Raw genomic sequence first — 19,485 nt, forward strand, 5'->3', positions numbered from 1 at the left:
GGGCGCGGTCATGTCGATCACACCCGCCAGCACCGGCACCTGCCCCGCGACGTGGCCGAGCACGATGTCCAGCACGGTCCGGCGGTGCCGGTCGGGCAGGAACGCCACCTCCGAGGACGACCCGAGGACGAACAGCCCGTGCACGCCGCCTTCCAGGAGGTGGTCGACCAGCCGGGTCAGCGAGGCGGTGTCCACCTCGCGCTCCGGGGTCAGCGGGGTGCAGACGGGCGGGATGACGCCGGACGACGGTGCGGCGTTCGTCATGAGTTCTCCTGTGTCTGGGTGATGAGTTCGCGGTCGGTGGCGCCGGCGAGGACCGGATGGTGGCAGCGGAAGAAGCCACCGGCGTTCTCCTCCGGGGCGGGCATCTCGGCGGCGCAGGTCTCGTCGGCCTTCCAGCACCGGGTGCGGAAGGGGCAGCCGGACGGCGGCCGGGTCGCCGACGGGACCGGGCCGGTCAGCGGGATCGGGTCGATCGGGGACAGCAGCCCCGGCGTGGCGGAGAACAGGGCCCGCGTGTACGGGTGGCGGGCCGCGCCCGGCACGGCCCCGGCCGGCGCCTGCTCGACGATCCGGCCGAGGTACATCGTCACGACCCGGTCGCTCATCCGCCGCACGGTCTGGATGTCGTGGGACACGAAGACCATCGCGAGGCCGAACCGCTCCTTCAGGTCCTGCAGCAGGTTGAGGATCTGCGCACGGACCGAGACGTCGAGCGCGCTGGTCGGCTCGTCGGCGACCAGCAGCCGCGGTCGCAGCGCGAGGGCGCGGGCGATCGCGACCCGCTGCCGCTGCCCGCCGGACAGCTGGGCGGGCAGCCGGTCCGCCGCGCTCGCGGGCAGGCCGACCAGGTCGATGAGCTCGCGGACGCGTTCCTCCCGCTCGGCCGGGGTGCCGGCGCGCTGCACGTCGAGCGGGTCGCGCAGGATCCGGCGGACCGGCAGGCGGCGGTTCAGGGCCGTGGACGGGTCCTGGAAGACCATGCCGATGCTCGACCCGATGGCCTCGCGGCGGGCGGCGCCGGACATCGACCAGACGTCGCGTCCTTCGAAGGCGACGGTGCCGGCGGCCGGCCGCTGCAGGCCGACCAGCACCCGGGCGAGGGTCGACTTGCCGCACCCGGACTCGCCGACGACGCCGATCGTCTCACCGGGGTGGACGGTCAGGTCCGCGCCGGTCAGCGCGTACACGCGGTCGCGGGTGAACAGGCCGCCGGAGCGTGCCTTGTGGACGACGTGGACGTCGGTCAGCTCGACGATTCCCTGGGTGCTCATGAGCCCTCCGGCGGGTCGGCAGGCGCGGCGGCCGCGCCGGCGGCGGACAGGGAGGCCGAGACGTCGGCCGCCGGGTGGTGGCAGGCCACCGCGTGCAGGCGGTCCCGTCCCTCCAGGCGTGGCGTCTCGGTGTGGCAGACCTCGGTCGCGGCGGGACACCGGTCGGCGAACCGGCAGCCGGCCGGGAAGTCCGCGGGTGAGGGCACGACGCCGGGGATCTGGGTGAGGTGCTCCGCGCCGGACTCCAGCGACAGCACCGAGCCCAGCAGGCCGCGCGCGTAGTGGTGCGCGGGGTTCCCGACGACGTCCGGGGTCGCGCCCTTCTCGACGATCTGCCCGCCGTACATGACGACCACCCGGTCGGCGACGTCGGCGACCAGCGCGAGGTCGTGGGAGACGAGGATGAGCGCGAAGTCCAGTTCCTCGCGGAGCCGCAGCAGCAGCTCGATCACCTGCGCCTGGACGGTGACGTCCAGCGCCGTCGTCGGCTCGTCCGCGATGATCAGCTTGGGGTCGCGGGAGAGCGCCATCGCGATGAGCACGCGCTGGCGCTGCCCGCCGGACAGCTCGTGCGGATACGACGAGAGCGTGCGGGCGGGGTCCAGGCCGACGAGCTCCAGCAGCTCCGCCGGGGAGCGCCGGCCGCCGCGCCGGACGACCTGCTTGAGCTGTGCCCGTACGGTCATCGCCGGGTTCAGCGACGACAGCGCGTCCTGGTAGATCATCGCCATGTCGTGGCCGAGCAGCCGCCGCCGGTCCCGCGCGGGCATCGCCAGCAGGTCGCGGCCGTCGAAGCCGATCTCACCGCGCACCCGCGCGCCGCGCGGCTGCAGCCCCATGATCGTCAGCGCGGTCAGGGACTTGCCGCAGCCTGACTCGCCGACCAGGCCGAGCACCTCCCCCGGCCGTACGTCGAAGGAGATCCCGTCGACGATGTCGACGCCGTCGTGGCGGTCGTCGAAGCCGACCCGCAGGTCCCTCACCCGCAGGACGGGCTCGCCGTCCGGGAGCGGCCGGGCGCGTTCGGCGAGGCGCCGGGCGGCCTCGGCCAGCCCCGTGAGCTCGGTGAGCTCGGTGACGGGGCCGGGCGCCGCCCGCCGCGTGGTGCCGGCCCCGGTCGTCTCGGCCGGGCGCGTGGCGGGCGCGGCCCAGGCGTCGGAGACGCCCTCGGCGAGGATGTTGAGGGCGAGCACCGTAATGAGGATCAGCAGGCCGGGGAAGACGGTCGCCCACCAGCCGCCGGTGAGCACCATGTTCCGGCCGTCGGCGATGACGCTGCCCCAGGAGGGGTCCGGGGGGCGCACGCCCGCGCCGACGAACGACAGGGACGCCTCGAACACGATCGCGTCGGCCACCATCACCGTGCAGAACACCAGGATCGGGGCGGCGCAGTTGACGGCCACGTGCCGGATCAGGATGTGCGGGGCGCGGGCGCCGATGACCCGTTCGGCCGCGACGTAGTCCTCGCCGTACTGGGCCAGGACGTTGGCCCGGACGACGCGGACCACCGAGGGCATGTAGAGGAAGGCGATGGCCAGGACCAATACCGGGATGCTCCCGCCGAAGACCGCGACGAGCACGGCGGCGAGCGCGATGCCGGGGAAGGCCATGATCACGTCGAGCGTGCGCATGATCGCCTCGTCGACGGACCGCCGGGAGGTCGCGGCGACCGCGCCGATCACGGCACCGGCGACGAGCGCGATGGCGGTCGCGCCCAGTCCGATCACCAGTGACCAGCGCGCGCCGTACAGCAGGCGCGCGAAGATGTCGCGGTTGGCGCTGTCCAGGCCCATCCAGTGCGACGTGCTGGGACCGCCGCCGCCGGCCTCCTGGACGTACGGCGAGTGCGGCGCCAGCACCGGGGCGAGCACGGCGGCGAGGATGATGACGACCACGACGCCCAGGGAGATCCAGGACGCCGGGCCGAGGCGCCGGAAGCCGATGCCCGCGCGGGACAGTCGGTCCGCCAGTCCACTGCGCATCAGGCGGCGCTCCTCAGTCGGGGGTTGACCAGCAGGTACAGGACGTCGATGAGGAGGTTGACCACGACGAAGCCGACCGCGATGGTGATCACGACGCCCTGGACGACCGCCGGGTCGCCGTTGCGCACCGCGGTGATCATGAGCTGGCCCATGCCGGGCAACGCGAAGATCGTCTCGATCACGACCGCGCCGCCGAGCAGGTAGCCGACCCGCAGGCCGAGCACGGTCAGCGGGTTGATCAGCGCGTTCCGCAGGACGTTGCGCCCGACCACGACGACGGGCGGCAGGCCGCTGCCGATGGCGGTGCGCACGTAGTCCTTGTCGAGTTCCTCGACCATCGACGTGCGGATGATCCGGGTGAGGTACGCCGCGATGGGCAGCGACAGGGCGAACGCCGGCAGCGTCAGCGACCGCAGCCAGCCGCTCACCGAGTCGGCCGGGTTGATGTACCCGCCGGTCGGGAACCAGCCGCGGTCGACCGCCAGGTACTGGGTCATCAGCAGCGCCAGCCAGAACGCCGGCGAGGCCACCCCGACCAGCGAGACGAGGCGGATGACCTGGTCCGGCCACCGGTCCCGGAAGATCGCGGCGACGACGCCGAACAGCACGGCCAGCACGATCGCGATGACGACGCCGAACAGCGTCAGCTGGAGCGTCAGCGGCAGGGCGGTGGCGACGGAGCTGCGCACCGGCGCCTTGGTGAGCGCGCTCGTTCCCATGTCGCCGTGCAGCAGCTGGCCGACGAACCGTACGTAACGCACGGGCAGCGGGTCGAGCAGGCCGTTCTCCACCTGGAACTGATGAATCTGCTCGGCGGTCGGGTTGGCGCCCTGGAAGTAGGCGTACTCCGGCTTGTTGTCGGAGAACCGCATGATGATGAAGACGAACAGGACCACGCCCAGCAACAGGGGGATCAGGATGAGGACGCGGCGCACCAGCATTCTGGCGATCGCTGCCACGGGTGCCTCCTGAGGGATCGGATCGGGGTACGGAGGCGGGCGCTCAGAGGCGCTTGGCCTGCAGCAGGTTGACGCCGGGGTACGCCTGCGGCCGGACGCCGGTGAGCTTCTTGGGGTTCCAGGCGGTCATCAGCTCGGTGTGCAGGACCGGGTAGAGCACGGCCTGCTCGGCGATGACGTCGAGGTACTGGTGCAGCAGCTCGAGCTTCTTGGTCTTGTCCGGCTCCCGGGTCGCCCGGTCCATCAGCGCGAAGAGGGCCTTGGCGTCCGAGCTCTTGTCCCACTTGGTGTACTTCATCCAGGTGCCGCCGGACGTGTAGTTGTAACGCAGGATCAGGTCGGCGTCGAGGCCGAACTGGTTGGGGTTCGAGGCGGCCGCGACGACCTGGTAGCTCTGCGACTGGTCCATCTTGGTGAACAGCGCGCTGGTGTCCTGCGGCTCGAGCGAGGTCTTGACGCCGATGGCGTTCCAGGAGTTGGCGATCGTCGGCAGGCAGTCGGCGATCCAGCTCACGTTGACCGCCATCAGGTTGACCGACAGGTTCTTCACGCCCGCGGCGGCCAGCAGCGACTTGGCCTTGTCCGGGTCGTAGCCGTAGACCGTCTTGGCCGGCGCGTACGCCGGGTTCTCCTTGTTGAGGAAGCTGCTGGCCGGTGTGCCGTGGCCCTTCAGCGCCACGTCGATCATCTTCTTGGTGTCGATGGCGTACAGCAGCGCCTGGCGCACCCGCACGTCGTCGAACGGCTTCTGGCCGGTGTTGAACATCAGGAACATGTGGTTCATGCCCTTGCCGCCCTCGACGGTCAGCCCCTGCTTGCGGAGCTGGTCGATGTTGGCGTACGGCACGTTGTCGGCGATCTGCGCCTCCGCGCCGCCGCCGGAGATCTTCGCGACCCGGGCCGAGGCGTCCACGATCGACAGCCAGTTCATCTTCTTGATCGCCGGCTTGCGGGGGCCGTTGTAGTCGGCGAACGCCTCGAAGGTGGTGTTGGACTTCGGGTGGTGCGCGGTCATCTTGTACGGGCCGGAGCCGACCGCCTTGCCGTTCTTGGCCGCGTCCCAGCCGCCCGGCTGCCCGAAGACGTGCTTGGGCATGATCTTGGCGATGGTCAGCCGCTGCAGCGCGTCCGGGAAGGAGAACTTGAAGACGAGCTCGACCGTGGTCGCGTCGACCTTGCGGACCTCCTTCAGCCAGGTGGTGAAGAAGGAGGACACCAGCGTGGAGGAGTCCTGCACGCGGTCGAAGGTGAACAGCACATCGTCCACGGTGACCGGCTGCCCGTCGTGCCACTTGGCGCCCTGCCGCAGCGTGAACCGCCACGTGGTCGCCGAGGGGTCCGACGGCAGGGCCGTGGCCAGCGCGGGGTACGGCGCGCGGGTGATCGGGTCGGTGTCGACCAGCCCCTCGTAGATGTGGTTGTTGCCGGCCATCGCGAACGCCGACGCGCTCATGGTCGGGTCCCAGCTCTGGTCGTTGCCGTAGCCGATGACCACGGTGACGAGGTCCTTGTTCCCGCCGGAGCCGGCCGAGCCGGTCGAGGCGGGGCCGCCGCAGGCGGAGATCGTGCTGGAGAGGGCGGCCGCGGCGCTCATTATCCCGCTGTAGCGCAGGAAGTCGCGGCGGCTGAAGGGGGATCGCGGAGCGCTCACGGTGTCTCCCGGTGTGGGCTGTCAGGCAGGCACGAGATGGGGGTGGAGGTGGGACGTCCCACGTCCTATCTCTGATAGCGTCGGAGACTAGAAGTCCGTTACGTTTCGCGTCAAGAGCATGACCAGGAGATGTCCGTGTCGTTGCGTGACGATCGCCCCCTCGCCGAGCCCGGTGGGCCGGCTCCCGCCCGTAGCCGCCGGCTCAGCCGATCGCTCGAGGTGCAGGAGGCGGTCAAAGAGCTGATCGTCCGGCGCGGGCTGACCGCCGGAGATCCGATGCCGACAGAGACCGAGCTTATGCAAGAACTGGACATCGGGCGCAACTCGGTACGCGAAGCCCTAAAAGCCCTGCAGGCCGTCGGCATCGTCGACATCCGCCACGGCTTTGGCACGTTCGTCGGCCAGATGTCCCTGAACGGGCTGGTCGACGAACTCGCCTTCCACAGCCGGATCGGGCCACAGGACGAGCAGAGCCACCTCGCCCACCTGATCGAGATCCGCGAACTCCTGGAGAACGGCCTGGCCGCCCGCCTGATCGACCGGCACGGCGGCGCCGGCCTCGCCGACCTGCTCTCCCCCGCCCGCGAGGCACTGGAGCGGATGGAGGCCGAGGCGCTCGTCGGCGTGGTCTCCCCGGAGACCGACCGGCTCTTCCACGACTCGCTCTACCGGCCGCTGGGCAATCCGCTGGTCGGCCGGCTCCTCGGCGCCTTCTGGCAGGTCTTCCACCAGCTCAGGAACGAGCTCGGCGCCCCGGACGAGACCCCGGAGTACGTCGCCCGCAAGCACCGCGACATCTACGCCGCGGTCATCGCCGAGGACCGGGACGCCGTCGAGGCGGCGATGATCGCCCACTTCGCGGGCATCCGCACCCGCCTCGCCCGCCTCCGCGACGACTGAGGGTGGACAGGGCGCCGCCGGCCCAGGGCGGGCCGGCGGCGCCTGTTCACCGGCCCCTGCGCCTGTAGGTGCGGACCGACAGGGGGACGAAGACCACCAGCAGCGCGGCCGACCAGAGCAGGACCGTGGCCGCCGGATGCGCGAGCGGCCAGGTCAGGTGCCCGGACGGAGCACCGGGGTTGCCGAACAGGTCCCGCGAGGCGGCGGTGAGCGCGCTCACCGGGTTCCAGTCGGCCAGGAACCGCAGCCACCCTGGCATCCCGCCCGTCGGGACGAACGCGTTGGACAGCATCGTGACCGGAAAGAACAGCGGCACCATCTGATCGGCGATCTGGTCGTTCTTCACCACCAGGCCCACGTAGACGCCCGCCCAGCTCAACGCGTACCGCAGCAGCGTTATCAGCAGGAACGCCTCGGCCGTGGGGACCAGGCCGCGATGGGGCCGCCAGCCCACCAGCAGGCCCGCCCCCACCATGATGGCCAGCGACAGCAGACCGGTCAGGGAGTCGGCGCCGGTCTGCCCGAACGGCACCGCCGACCGCGCCATCGGCATGGAGCGGAACCGGTCCATCACGCCCCGGGAGGCGTCGGTGGCGACCCGCACCATGACTCCCATCACCGCCGAGAAGGTCACCATCGCGAACAGCCCGGGCATGAGGTACTCGCGGTAGTTCCCGCCGCCCGGCACCTGGATCGCGCTGCCGAACACGTACCCGAACAGCACGACCATGACGGCCGGGAAGATCAGCGCGGCGATGAGTTCTCCCGGGTTCTGCCGCAGCCGTCCCAGCTCGCGGCCGACCAGGGTCAGCCCGTCGATGAGGGTCCAGCGCAGGCGGTGGTCCGCCGGCGGGGTGAGGGCGGTCATCGGACGGGCTCCTTCCGGTCGGTGAGGCGCAGGAACACCTCGTCGAGGGTGGGGCGGCGCAGTCGCACGTCGGCCGCGGCGACCCCCGAACGGTCGAGCTCGCGCACGACGTCGGCGAGGCGGAGACCGCCGGGCAGGACGACGCTGAGCCGGTCGGCGTCCATCGTGGCGGGGGCGGTCCCGGCCAGGGTGGTCAGCACGGTGGCGGCCGGACGCAGCGCGGCGGGGTCCTCGACGACGACGTCGAGGCGGTCCCCGATCGTGGCCTTCAGCTCGTCGGGAGTGCCTGTGGCGATCACCCGCCCCTGGTCGATGACGGCGATGTCGTCGGCGAGCCGGTCGGCCTCGTCCAGGTACTGCGTGGTGAGCAGCACGGTGGTGCCGTCCGCGACCAGTTCGCGGACGCTGTCCCAGATCTCGCCGCGGCTGCGCGGGTCGAGGCCGGTCGTCGGCTCGTCCAGGAAGAGCACCTCGGGGCGCAGGATGAGGCTGGTGATCAGGTCGAGGCGGCGCCGCATGCCGCCGGAGTAGCCGGCGACCTGGCGATCGGCGGCGTCCGTCAGGCCGAAGCGTTCGAGCAGTTCGTCGGCCCGGCGGTGCGCCGCGCGCCGGGACAGGTGGGAGAGGCGCCCGAACATGCGCAGGTTGCCACGGCCGGTGAGCTTCTCGTCCACGGCGGCGTGCTGGCCCGCGAGCCCGATCCGGGCCCGCACCTCCCCGGCCTGGCGGACGACGTCGTACCCGGCGACGCGGGCGTGCCCGGCGTCGGGGTCGGACAGGGTCGCCAGGATGCGCACCGCGGTCGTCTTCCCCGCGCCGTTCGGCCCGAGCACGCCGCAGACCCTTCCCCTCGGGATGCTCAGGTCCAGGCCGCGCAGCGCCTGAACGTCGCCGAAGGACTTGCGCAGCCCTTCGGCGAACACGATCGGATCCGTCACGATCCCTCCACTGGGTACGTCGTACGCGGTTATGCCGACGAGGCTAGGTCACTGGGTACGATGTACGCAAGTGAGGGGAGGACCGTGAGCGACGCCGAGTACGTGAGCATCTGGATGCGGCCCGAGCGCCCGGCCCGCGGGCCGAAGCCGGCCTACAGTCGCGCGCAGATCACCGAGGCCGCCATCCGGATCGCCGACACCGAGGGGCTGGAGGCCGCCACCATGCGGCGCATCGCCGCCGAGATCGGCGCCGGCGCGATGTCCCTCTACCGGTACGTCCCGAGCCGCGACGACCTCATCGCGCTCGTGGCCGACCGGCTGATGGGCGAGATCGACGTCGAGGGCATGCCCTCGGGCGACTGGCGCGCGGACCTGACGCGCTATGCGAACGAGGTCCGGGCCATGTGGCTGCGGCACCCGTGGATCGCCACCGTGCACCGGTCACTCCCCGGCCTCGGCCCCAACCAGCTGCGCCTGATCGAACGGGTGATGGGCACCCTCGACGCTCACGTCCCCATCGACGAGAACCTCGGCCTCATGGCCATCCTGACCGGCTACGTCGAGGGCACCGTCCGCGAGGAGGTCAGCGCGGCCGAGGAGCTCCGCCGCAGCGGGCTCAGCGAGTCGGAGTGGATGGCGCGGAGCTCCCCGCGCGTCCGGCAGCTGCTGGAGAGCGGGGAGTACCCCATCTTCACCAAGATCGTGATGGAGGCGCGCCGGCCGCACCTGAGCCGCGACGAACAGTTCCGGTACGGCCTGGAGCGCGTCCTGGACTGCATCGCCGCCGCCCTCCCCTCAACGGCCGGGCCGGAAAGCGAAAACCCCCCGAACCCGTAGGTCCGGAGGGCTTGCGATGTCCTGCGACATCACCTGGTCGGGACGGCGGGATTTGAACCCACGATCTTCTGACCCCCAGTCAGACGCCTTACCAAGCTAGGCCACGTCCCGGTGCCCGCCGCGAGCGAGCGGAACAACTCTAGCGCAGACGGCGACCTCTTCGCGCATCGGAGGAAACGCCGGACGATCACGCCGGCCTTCCCGAGGTCAGTGCACCTGGTCGGAGAGGCGGACGAAACGGTGCCCCGAGGCCAGGAGGTGCGGGACGGCGCCGATGATCCCCTCGGCCGTACCGCCCTCGGGGTGGTTCATATGGCAGATGACGATGGAGCCGGGCCGGGCCTTCGCGACGGTGCGGCGGACCTCGCCGGGGCCGAGGGTCGCGCCGCCGTCGCCGTTGACGGTGAAGCCGACGACGCGTTCGCCCAGGTCGGCGGCGATGCGGACCGCGATCTCGTCGGAGTACGCCGTTCCCGGGCGGAAGAAGCGCGGCGGGGCGCCCAGGGACCGGGTGAGCTTCGCGCGGTTCCCGGCGACCTCGTCGTAGACCTCGCCGGCGTCGCGCGTGCCCGCGATGCCGTACGCGGACCGCCCGTTGACCGAGAGCGGGCGGTGGCGGGTGCCATGATTGGCGATCTCGAACAGCGGCTCGCGGGCCAGTTCGCGGAAGACCGCCCGGTTGGCGTCGATCCAGCGGGAGTTCAGGAAGAGCGTCGCCGGCACCTCCCGCCGCCGGAGGAAGTCGATGAGGCGCCGGTCGTAGCCGTCACCGCCGGGTCCGCCGCAGGCGTCGAAGGTCAGCGCGATCACGCGCTCGGTGGTGGGCAGCGCGCGGACGATCCCGGGCGTCTCCAGGCTCCAGTGCCGGGGCTTGGCGTGGCGGTAGCGCGCCACGATCTGCGCGCGGGTCACCGCGGGCGGCGTCGCCCCGGTGGTGCGCCCCACAGGTCGCGGCGCGCCGCCCTTCGGCGTGGATCCGGGTGAGCCGGGAGTCGTGGGGTTCCCGGCGGTGCCCGGGGTCGCGGGGCCGCCGGCGGCGCCGGTGGCCGAGCGGGTGCAGCCGGCGAGCGCGGTGGTGACCGCGGCGGCCAGTACGGCACGGCGGCTGAGGGACATCGGTTCCTCGTCAGGTGGGGGGTGACGCGCCGGTACGCGGGCCGGACGTGGCAGCGACTTTACCGAGCCGGTACCGGATTCCACGGTGAATCACGGAGGAAGATCACAAACCGGTTCAGAGGCGGACCCAGGTGCCGTCGGCGGCGGACCGTGCCATCGCCTCCAGGGCTTCGGCGGCGCGTACGGCGTCCTCCAGGGTCGGCCCGTACGGCGCTCCCTCGTCGATGCTTCTCAGGAAGGCGGCGGCCTCGATCACCTTGGTGTCGTCGTAGCTCATCACGATCCCGGCTCCCGGCTGGAACCGCGCGTACTCGCCGTCCCCGGGCCCCGGGAACACCCTCTCCGCGGGCTGGTTCCGGTAGTCCCCGCCCGCGGAGACCGTCAGCTCTCCGGCGCGCCGGAAGTCCCAGCCGACCATCCCCTCGCCGCCCTGCACGACGAAGCCGTAGGCGTTCTGCGCGCCCGCCTCGGTGCGCCCCGCCTCCAGGGTGACCCGGACCCCGCCGCGTGTCCGCAGCAGCGCGCAGACGTAGTCCTCGTTCTCCACGGCGCCGGTCGGCCCGCCCGGGGCGTCCACGACCGTGTAGTGGCTGCCGCCGGGCGCCGTGAGGGGCCGGTGGGGCACGAACACGGCCGTGTCGGCGACGAGCCGTTCGACGTCGCCGAGGAGGAACCGCAGGAGGTCGACGCCGTGGGACGCGAGGTCTCCGAGGACGCCCGAGCCACCCTGTGCCCGCAGGAACCGCCAGGTGAGCGCGCCGGAGGGGTGCGCGGCGTAGTCGGTGAGGAAGGTGACGCGGGCGTGGGCCGGCGTCCCGATGGCGCCTTCGGCGATGAGGCGGCGGGCGCGGGCGACGGCGGGGAAGTTGCGGTAGTTGAACCCGACGGTCGCCTGGACGCCCGCCCGGGCGGCGGCCTCGGCCGCCGCGCGGGCGTCGCCGGCGGTCAGGCCCACCGGCTTCTCGATCCACTGGTGCTTGCCCGCCCGCGCCGCCGCCACCGCCATGTCGCGGTGGTAGGCGTTCGGCGCGGTCACGCTGACCGCGTCGATCCCGGGATCCTTCAGCAGCGCCGCCCAGTCGGCGTGGATCCGATCCGGGGCGTACCGCGCGGCGAAGTCCTCGGCCCGGGCCGGGACCGTGTCGGCCACGGCGACCAGGCGCGCCCGGAGTCCCAGCTCCGGATAGTGGTGGGGCAGCCGGGCGTACGCGCGGGCGTGCACGTGCCCCATCCACCCGGCGCCGATGACCCCGACGCCGAGTACTCGTTCCGGCACGGTTCCTCCCTCGGGCTCAGGCGCCCTGCTCGGGCGGCGCGGTCCGGCCCGACAGCTCGGCGACGTCCTGCTCGAGCTCCTCCGCGACGCGGCCGAGATCGGCGTCGGCGGCGGCCGCCCCTTCGAGTTCGTGGCTGAGCTGCTCGAGCTCCTCGCCGCCGGCCATCAGGGTGGTGAGCCGCTCCCGCGTGATCTCGTCCTTGGTGTAGGCGCCGAGCGGGCGTCCCCGGTTGAGCAGCAGGAACCGGTCGCCGACCGGGTACGCGTGGTGCGGGTTGTGGGTGATGAACACGACGCCGAGGCCGCGCGCCCGGGCCCGCATGATGTAGCGGAGGACGACGCCGGCCTGCTTGACGCCGAGCGCGGCGGTGGGCTCGTCGAGGATGAGCACCTTGGCGCCGAAGTAGACGGCGCGGGCGATGGCGACGCACTGGCGTTCACCGCCGGACAGGGTGCCGATCGGCTGGTCGACGTCGCGCAGGTCGATGCCCATGTTGCGCAGTTCCGTGCGCGTGGTGTCGCGCATGAACCGGATGTCGAGCCGGCTGAGCGGGCCGGCGCCCTTGCGGACCTCCGAGCCGAGGAAGAAGTTGCGCCAGACCGGCATGAGCGGGACGACGGCGAGGTCCTGGTACACCGTCGCGATGCCGTGTTCGAGGGCCTCGCGCGGGGACGTGAAGCGCACGGGCTCGCCCGCGACCTCGTACGTTCCGGCGTCGGCCTGGTGCATACCGGAAATGATCTTGATGAGGGTGGACTTGCCGGCGCCGTTGTCGCCGAGCACGCAGGTCACCTCGCCCGGGTGCACCTCCAGCGACACCCCGGTCAGCGCGATGATCGTGCCGTACCGCTTCTCGCAGTCGGTGAGCCGTACGAGCGGAGTCCCCGTGGTCATCGTGTCGCTCATCGGGCGGCCTCCGTTCGCCGGCGGACCCAGAGGTTGAGGAGGGTGGCGCCGAGCAGCATCGCGCCGAGGAAGAACTTGAACCAGTCGGCGTTCCAGCCCGCGTACACGATGCCCTGAGTGGTCATCCCGAAGATGAACGCCCCGGTGGCGGCGCCGATGGCCGAGCCGTACCCGCCGGTGAGCAGGCAGCCGCCGATGACCGCCGCGATGATGTACAGGAACTCGTTGCCGACGCCCTCGCCGGACTGGACGGTGGTGAAGGAGAACAGCAGGTTCATGCCGGTGAACCAGGCCAGGAACCCGACCGTCATGAACAGGCCGATCTTCACGCGCCGGACCGGGACGCCGACGGCCCGCGCGCTCGACTGCGCTCCCCCGACCGCGAAGATCCAGTTCCCGACGCGCGTCCGCAGCAGTACCCAGGTCGCGATCGCGGTGAACAGCAGCCACCACACCACGCTGATCCGCAGGGACAGGCCGCCGAGGTTCCACTCGGCGGCGAAGACCTTCCGCGCCGCCCCGAAGCCGTCCATGTCCGCGATGTCCGGGCTGGCGACGTTGCCGGTGATCACCTTGGTGATGGCCAGGTTCAGGCCCTGCAGCATGAGGAACGTCGCGAGCGTCACGAGGAAGCTCGGGATGCCGGTCTTCATGACGAGATAGCCGTTCAGCGCGCCGACACCCAGTGCCAGCAGGAGGCCGACCGCGATCCCCACCCACAGGTTGAGCGTGAGCTGGAAGCTCAGCATCGACGCGACCAGCGCCGAGCTCGTCACGGCCACGCCCGCCGACAGGTCGAACTCCCCGCCGATCATCAGCAGCGCGACCGCCACCGCCGGGATGCCGATCGTCGAGCTGGCGTACAGGATCGTCGCGAGGGCGTCGAGACCGCGGAACGGTGGGGCGACGGCGAAGAAGAACACGTAGATGACGACCGCGCCGGCCAGCGAGCCGGTCTCGGGGCGCGCCAGCAGCCGGGCGAGCGGCGACCGCCGGGCGAGCCGCTCGTCCGGCGGGGACGGCGCGGCGGTGTCCGCGGCCTGGCTCATCGAGATCTCCGGGGCCATCGCTACCGGGTGCCGCGCGCGGCGTACTTGGCGACCGCCGCCACGTTGCCCTTGTCGACGAAGTACGGGCCGGTCGGCGTCGTCTTGCCGCCGCCGAGGACGTTGCCGTTCGTCCGGTACAGCCACAGCGAGTCGACGGCGAGGTAGCCCTGGAGGTACGGCTGCTGGTCGACGGCCCACTCGACCGTGCCGTCCTGGACCGCCTTGACCATGGCCGGGTTCATGTCGAACGCCGCGACCTTGGCCGCGCTGCCCGCGTCCTTGACCGACTGCAGCGCGGTCAGCGCGAACGGCGCGCCGAGCGCGACGACCCGGTCGATGCTCTTGTCCTGCTTGAGCTTGGCCGCGATGGTCGACCGCACCGACGGCATGTTGGTCCCCGTGACGTACACCTTGTCCGTCTTGCCGGAGAACGTCCTGGCCAGGCCGCCGCAGCGCGCCTCCAGCGAGACCGAGCCCTGCTCGTGCAGGACGCACAGGACGTGCTTGGCGCCTTCGGTGCCCAGCCGCGTCCCGGCGCTCTCCCCCGCGAGGCTCTCGTCGGAGCCGAAGAACTCCAGCGCGCCGACCTTCTGCCAGTCGTCCACGCCGGCGTTGAGGACGACGACCGGGATGCCCCCGCCGGTGGCCTTCTTGACGGTGCCGGCCATCGCGTCGGGGTGGGAGAGGGTGACCGCGATGCCGTCGACCTTGCTGTCGATGGCGTTCTGCACCAGAGTGGCCTGCTTGTCGCCGTCCGGGTCGTTGGAGTAGACGAGCTGCACGTTGTCCTTGGCGGCGGCGGCCTCGGCCCCCTTGCGGACGATGTCCCAGAAGGTGTCGCCGGGCGCCTGGTGCGTGACCATGGCGATCTTCATCCGGGGGGTGTTCGCCTTGCCCGCGCCCGTGTCCGCGGCCGACTCCTGGGCCTTCTTCCCGCCGTGACCGCTGCACGCCGTCACGGTGAGGGCCAGGGCGGCCAGAATGGTGCCGGCCCGCCTACCTGTTCGAAGCATCGCGTCTCTCCGTCCTCACTGTGTCGGGCCGAGGTGGGGGCGTTGCGCAGCCTTGGCGGCCTCGTACTCGGCCCGTGCCTTGCGGGTGCTGTCGAGCGCGGAGACCTCCGCCACCGGGACGTCCCACCAGGCGTCCGAGGAGGGCGCGGGCGCGAGCGGGTCGGTCTCGACGTGGACGACGGTCGTGACCTTCGACTCCCGGGCGCGGTCGAGCGCGGCGCGGAACTCCTCGATGGTCGTCGTGCGCAGCACGTCGGCGCCGAGGCTCGCGGCGTTCGCCGCGAGGTCGACGGGCAGGAGGTCGCCGTCGAACAGGCCGGTCTCGGGGTTCCGGTAGCGGTAGCTCGTGCCGAACCGCTGCGAGCCCAGCGACTCCGACAGCGCGCCGATCGAGGCGAAGCCGTGGTTCTGGACGAGCACGATCGTCAGCTTGATCCCCTCGGCGACCGCCGTGACGATCTCCTGGGCCATCATGAGGTACGACCCGTCGCCGACGAGGACGAACACCTCTCGCTCGGGGTCGGCCATCTTGATCCCCAGGCCGCCGGCGATCTCGTATCCCATGCAGGAGTAGCCGTACTCGACGTGGTACTGCCGCGGGTCTCGCGCCCGCCACAGTTTGTGCAGGTCGCCGGGCATGCTGCCGGCGGCGTTCACGACGACGTCGCGCGGGCCGGCTGCCTCGTTGACCGCGCCGAGGATCTCGGTCTGCGCCGGCAGCGGGCCGTGCCCGAGGTGGTAGGCCCGGTCGACGACCCGCCGCCAGTCCTCGGCGAGCCGCCGCGCGCGATCGGCGTACGCGGCGTCGACGCGGTGACCCGCCAGGGCCTCGGTGAGCGCCCGCAGCCCCGCCCGCGCGTCGGCGACCAGCGGGACGGCGGAGTGCTTCGCCGCGTCGAACGACGCGACGTTCAGGTTGATGAAACGAACGCCGGGGTGGGCGAAGACGGTACGGGACGCGGTGGTGAAGTCGCTGTAGCGGGTGCCGACGCCGAGGACCACGTCGGCCTCGCGGGCGAGGGCGTTCGCGGCGGCCGTGCCGGTGGCGCCGACGCCGCCGACCGCGAAGGGATGGTCCCACGGCAGCGAGCCCTTGCCCGCCTGGGTCTCGGCGACCGGAATGCCCGTCGCGTCGGCGAAGGCGAGCAGGTCACCGGCGGCGTCGGAGTAGGTCACGCCACCGCCCGCGACGACCAGCGGCCGCTCGGCCCCGTGCAGCAGCGCGACCGCGCGTTCGAGCTGCGCGGGCTCGGGCACCGGCCGGGGCACATGCCACACCCGCCGCGCGAACAGCTCCTCCGGCCAGTCGCAGGCCTCCGCTTGCACGTCCTGCGGCAGCGCGAGGGTGACCGCGCCGGTCTCGGCGGGGTCGGTGAGCACCCGCATCGCGGCGAGCAGCGCAGACGGGAGCCGTTCGGGACGCTCGATGCGGTCCCAGTACCGCGACACCGGCCGGAACGCGTCGTTGACCGACACGTCACCGGACCGGGGGTCCTCCAGCTGCTGCAGCACCGGGTCGGCGACCCGGGTGGCGAACACGTCGCCGGGCAGCAGCAGCACCGGGATCCGGTTGATGGTGGCGAGCGCCGCGCCGGTCACCATGTTGGTCGCGCCGGGCCCGATCGAGGACGTGCACGCGAACGCCGCGAGCCGGTCGCGCATGCGGGCGTAGCCGACGGCGGCGTGCACCATCGCCTGCTCGTTGCGGGCCATGTGGTACGGCAGGACGGCCGCGCCCGTACGGTGCGCCTCCAGCAGGGCCTGCCCGACGCCCGCGACGTTGCCGTGCCCGAAGATCCCGAAACAGCCGGCGAAGAACCGCTGCTCCCGCCCGTCCCGCTCCGACCACTGCGCCGCCAGGAACCGGACGACCGCCTGTCCTACGGTGAGCCTCATCTCTCCTCCTCGGTCGTCGAGGTGAGGGGAAGCCGGGGATCGATCTCCTCGTCCCGCCACGTGCCGCGCACCCAGGCGTGGGCGGGGTCGTCGCAGATCCGCCACGCGCGCTCCGGCGAGGGACCGGCCATCACGTTCAGGTAGTACAGGTCGTAGCCCGGCACCGCCATCGACGGGCCGTGCCAGCCGTGCGGGATCAGCACGGCGTCGCCCGTGCGCACCTCTTCGAGCACGTCGATCGGCCGGTCGGCGGTCCCGTACACCCGCTGGTACGCCATCGCGGTGGGCCCGCCACCCACCTCGAAGTAGTAGATCTCCTCCAGCACGCTCTCGCCGGGGCGGTCCTCGTCGTGCTTGTGCGGCGGGTAGGACGACCAGTTGCCGCCGGGCGTGAGCACCTCGCAGGCGATCAGTCTGTCGGCCGAGAACGCCTCCGGCGTGCAAAAGTTGTTCACCTGCCGCGACGCCCGGCCCGCCCCGCGCAGCTCGACCGGCACGTCCCTGGCCGGGCCGTACCGCGCGGGAAGGCGGTTCTCGCACCGCGCGGCGGGCAGCGCGAACCGGCCGCGCCCCGTCACCGTCACCACGGCGTCGCGCGGCACGTAGGCGAAGTCGGTGACGCGGGAGAAGACGTCCCGCCGTCCCTCCAGCTCGAACGTCTCGCCGTCACAGGCGACACGGCACGACCCGGACAACGGCAGCACGAGCGTCTCGTACGAACCGGTCGCGAAGGTGTGCGCGCCGTCGAGTTCGAGGACGCGCAGCGCGGAGTACGTCCAGCCGGCGGTCTCCGGGGTGATCTCCAGGGCGTACGGCGGGGTGCCGGTGGTGCCCGCGGGCACGTAGTGCGTCAACCCAGGACCTCCACGGCGGCGTCGACGGCGCCGGCGACGTCGTCGCCGGCCGGGTACAGCAGGGTGCGGCCGGCGACCAGGCCCTTCACGGTCGGCAGCCGCAGGGCGCGCTCCCAGCGGGCGGGCGCGGCGCGGGGGTCGTCGGGCACCTCGCCGCCGAGCAGCAGGGCGGGCAGCGTGGAGGCGGCCAGCACGCGCTCCATGTCCTCGACGACCGGCACCTTCAGCCAGGTGTACGCGGAGGTCGTCCCGAGCCCCGAGGCGATCGCGATGGCTCTGGTCATGGCCTCGGGTGTGAGGACGTTGCGCACCCGGCCGCCGACCCGCTGGGACATGAACGGCTCGACCAGCGCCATCAGCCCGCCGGCGGCCAGTCCCGAGACGGCCTCCGCGCAGGACTCCAGCGCGCGGGCGGTCGCGGGGTCGGCCTCGTCGATCCGGAGCAGCATCTTGCCGCCGTCGAGGCGCCGGTCGGCGATGGCGCGCGCGTCGTACGCGGTGAACCGGTCGTCGATCTCGAACGCCGACCCGGCGAGGCCGCCGCGGTTCATCGAGCCGAGCACGACCTTCTCGTCGAGCGCGCCGAGCAGCAGTAGGTCCTCGACGACGTCGGGGGCGGCGAGCACGCCGTCGACACCGGGGCGGCTGAGCGCGAGGCAGAGGCGTTCGAGCAGGTCCCGGCGGTCCGCCATGGCCATGGTCCGGTCGCCCGCGCCGAGCGACCCGCGCGCCGGATGGTCGGCGGCCACGATCATGAGGCGGCCGTTCGGGCCGAGGAGCGTCCCGCGCCGGACGCGCCGCGCCGCCGCGTCGGCGACCGCCGACGGCCGGGAGGCTCGGATCTCGGTGAGCGCCGCGATCCGTTCGGCGAAGACCTCAGTGATCACCGGTCGCCTCCACGAGCTCCTCGACCTCGCCGGTGGCCGGCATCGCGGGCGAGCAGGCGAGACGGGAGGCCACGATCGCGCCCGCGGCGTTCGCGAAGCGCACGGTCCGCTCGACGTCCCAGCCGGCGAGCAGGCCGTGGCAGAGCGCCCCACCGAACGCGTCCCCGGCCCCGAGCCCGTTGACGACCTCCACCTCGACCGGCGGGACCTCGACGACGTCCATGCCGCCGGCCGCGGAACGGGCCGCCGCCAGCACGCCCTTCGGCCCGCGCTTGACGATCGCCAGCCGGACGCCCCGGTCCAGCAGCGCCTCGGCCGCGGCGTACGGCTCCCGCTCCCCCACGGCGACCGCGCACTCCTCGGCGTTGCCGACCGCGACGGTGACGTGCTCCAGGGCCCGCCGGACCGCTCCGCCCGCCTCCTCCGGCGACGGCCAGAACATCGGCCGGTAGTCCAGATCGAGCACGGTGTCCCGCCGCCGGGACCGGGCGGCCAGCGCGGCGAGGGTCGCCGTACGGCTCGGCTCGTCGCACAGGCCGGTGACCGTCGCCCAGAAGATCCGGGCCGCGCGGATCGCCGGCAGGTCCAGTTCGCCGGCCTCGATCTGCAGGTCCGGGGCCTTGGGATACCGGTAGAAGTACAGCGGGAAGTCGTCCGGCGGGAAGATCTCGCAGAACGCCAGCGGGGTGGGCAGGCCGGGGACGGCCGTGACGAACCGGTCGTCCACGCCGTACTCCCGCAGCGCCGTATGGACGTACCGGCCGAACGGGTCCTCCCCGGTCCGGGTGATCACCGCGGTGCGGTGGCCGTGCCGCGCCGCCGCGACCGCCACGTTGGTGGGGCTGCCGCCGAGGTACTTGCCGAACGTCTCGACGTCCTCCAGCCGGACGCCCACCTGCAGGGGGTAGACGTCCACGCTGACGCGGCCCATCGTGATCAGATCGTGCGGACTCACGGAACGGATCACCTCCGGCACGCCGGCGTGTCACCGGTGTCACGGTTCGTTCACCGGCGTTCCCAGCCTCCGCAGGGGATGACCGCCTGTCAAGGGTTTGTCCTGACATCAAGACGTATTAGC

18 protein-coding genes and 1 tRNA gene are annotated in these 19,485 nt (G+C 72.3%); 2 read left to right on the forward strand and 17 right to left on the reverse strand.

The window, feature by feature from the left end:
* From NE235_RS04170 to NE235_RS04190, 5 genes are all read right to left on the reverse strand, one after another.
* A partial coding sequence (locus NE235_RS04170; RefSeq protein WP_252799523.1) for a dihydrodipicolinate synthase family protein occupies positions 1-264 on the reverse strand: 264 nt, incomplete at its 3' end.
* The gene (locus NE235_RS04175) at positions 261-1,274 is read right to left on the reverse strand and encodes an oligopeptide/dipeptide ABC transporter ATP-binding protein (protein WP_252799524.1); all 1,014 of its coding nucleotides are present in this window, start codon (positions 1,272-1,274) and stop codon (positions 261-263) included. The genes NE235_RS04170 and NE235_RS04175, both read right to left, overlap by 4 nt.
* Positions 1,271-3,256 (reverse strand): dipeptide/oligopeptide/nickel ABC transporter permease/ATP-binding protein, encoded by a 1,986-nt coding sequence (locus tag NE235_RS04180; protein WP_252799526.1) that lies wholly within the window; start codon positions 3,254-3,256, stop codon positions 1,271-1,273. Before NE235_RS04180 ends, NE235_RS04175 begins: the two co-directional genes overlap by 4 nt.
* Positions 3,256-4,215 carry an ABC transporter permease gene (locus tag NE235_RS04185; RefSeq protein WP_252799528.1) on the reverse strand — a complete coding sequence of 320 codons (960 nt, stop codon included), beginning with the start codon at positions 4,213-4,215 and terminating at the stop codon, positions 3,256-3,258. The genes NE235_RS04180 and NE235_RS04185 overlap by 1 nt, the downstream gene beginning before the upstream one ends.
* A gap of 43 nt (positions 4,216-4,258) precedes the next feature.
* The gene (locus tag NE235_RS04190; RefSeq protein WP_252799529.1) at positions 4,259-5,866 is read right to left on the reverse strand and encodes an ABC transporter substrate-binding protein; all 1,608 of its coding nucleotides are present in this window, start codon (positions 5,864-5,866) and stop codon (positions 4,259-4,261) included.
* Between the two features lie 135 nt (positions 5,867-6,001).
* Between NE235_RS04190 and NE235_RS04195 the strand changes: the two genes are divergently transcribed.
* Complete coding sequence (locus NE235_RS04195) at positions 6,002-6,766, forward strand: FadR/GntR family transcriptional regulator (RefSeq protein ID WP_252799531.1); 765 nt, start codon at positions 6,002-6,004, stop codon at positions 6,764-6,766.
* Positions 6,767-6,812: 46 nt separating this feature from the next.
* Here NE235_RS04195 and NE235_RS04200 read toward each other — a convergent pair whose 3' ends face one another.
* On the reverse strand, positions 6,813-7,634 hold the full coding sequence (locus NE235_RS04200; protein WP_252799533.1) for an ABC transporter permease: 822 nt from the start codon (positions 7,632-7,634) through the stop codon (positions 6,813-6,815).
* Positions 7,631-8,572 carry an ATP-binding cassette domain-containing protein gene (locus NE235_RS04205; protein WP_252799534.1) on the reverse strand — a complete coding sequence of 314 codons (942 nt, stop codon included), beginning with the start codon at positions 8,570-8,572 and terminating at the stop codon, positions 7,631-7,633. Before NE235_RS04205 ends, NE235_RS04200 begins: the two co-directional genes overlap by 4 nt.
* Before the next feature lie 84 nt (positions 8,573-8,656).
* Between NE235_RS04205 and NE235_RS04210 the strand changes: the two genes are divergently transcribed.
* Positions 8,657-9,409, forward strand: coding sequence for a TetR/AcrR family transcriptional regulator (locus NE235_RS04210; RefSeq protein WP_252799536.1), 753 nt, complete (start codon positions 8,657-8,659; stop codon positions 9,407-9,409).
* Between the two features lie 34 nt (positions 9,410-9,443).
* On the opposite strand, the gene NE235_RS04215 is transcribed toward NE235_RS04210, so the two are convergent.
* The 10 genes from NE235_RS04215 to iolC form a co-directional block, all read right to left on the reverse strand.
* Positions 9,444-9,520 (reverse strand) — tRNA-Pro (locus NE235_RS04215).
* 96 nt (positions 9,521-9,616) lie between these two features.
* On the reverse strand, positions 9,617-10,525 hold the full coding sequence (locus tag NE235_RS04220; protein WP_252799538.1) for a polysaccharide deacetylase family protein: 909 nt from the start codon (positions 10,523-10,525) through the stop codon (positions 9,617-9,619).
* 115 nt (positions 10,526-10,640) lie between these two features.
* The gene (locus NE235_RS04225; protein WP_252799539.1) at positions 10,641-11,801 is read right to left on the reverse strand and encodes a Gfo/Idh/MocA family protein; all 1,161 of its coding nucleotides are present in this window, start codon (positions 11,799-11,801) and stop codon (positions 10,641-10,643) included.
* 16 nt (positions 11,802-11,817) lie between these two features.
* Positions 11,818-12,708: an ATP-binding cassette domain-containing protein gene (locus NE235_RS04230; protein ID WP_252799541.1), complete on the reverse strand. Its 891-nt coding sequence runs from the start codon at positions 12,706-12,708 to the stop codon at positions 11,818-11,820.
* The gene (locus NE235_RS04235) at positions 12,705-13,757 is read right to left on the reverse strand and encodes an ABC transporter permease (protein WP_252799542.1); all 1,053 of its coding nucleotides are present in this window, start codon (positions 13,755-13,757) and stop codon (positions 12,705-12,707) included. Before NE235_RS04235 ends, NE235_RS04230 begins: the two co-directional genes overlap by 4 nt.
* Positions 13,758-13,777: 20 nt before the next feature.
* The gene (locus NE235_RS04240) at positions 13,778-14,770 is read right to left on the reverse strand and encodes a sugar ABC transporter substrate-binding protein (RefSeq protein WP_252799544.1); all 993 of its coding nucleotides are present in this window, start codon (positions 14,768-14,770) and stop codon (positions 13,778-13,780) included.
* Between the two features lie 15 nt (positions 14,771-14,785).
* Positions 14,786-16,666 carry a 3D-(3,5/4)-trihydroxycyclohexane-1,2-dione acylhydrolase (decyclizing) gene (iolD, locus tag NE235_RS04245; RefSeq protein ID WP_252799546.1) on the reverse strand — a complete coding sequence of 627 codons (1,881 nt, stop codon included), beginning with the start codon at positions 16,664-16,666 and terminating at the stop codon, positions 14,786-14,788.
* The gene (gene iolB, locus NE235_RS04250; RefSeq protein ID WP_252799547.1) at positions 16,663-17,520 is read right to left on the reverse strand and encodes a 5-deoxy-glucuronate isomerase; all 858 of its coding nucleotides are present in this window, start codon (positions 17,518-17,520) and stop codon (positions 16,663-16,665) included. Before iolB ends, iolD begins: the two co-directional genes overlap by 4 nt.
* Positions 17,517-18,407, reverse strand: a complete 891-nt coding sequence (locus tag NE235_RS04255; protein ID WP_252799549.1) for a Cgl0159 family (beta/alpha)8-fold protein — start codon at positions 18,405-18,407, stop codon at positions 17,517-17,519. Before NE235_RS04255 ends, iolB begins: the two co-directional genes overlap by 4 nt.
* The gene (gene iolC, locus NE235_RS04260; RefSeq protein WP_406567533.1) at positions 18,397-19,362 is read right to left on the reverse strand and encodes a 5-dehydro-2-deoxygluconokinase; all 966 of its coding nucleotides are present in this window, start codon (positions 19,360-19,362) and stop codon (positions 18,397-18,399) included. Before iolC ends, NE235_RS04255 begins: the two co-directional genes overlap by 11 nt.
* Positions 19,363-19,485 lie beyond the last annotated feature (123 nt).

The organism is Actinoallomurus spadix, assembly GCF_024055725.1.
GTDB classification, from domain to species: Bacteria; Actinomycetota; Actinomycetes; order Streptosporangiales; family Streptosporangiaceae; genus Actinoallomurus; species Actinoallomurus spadix.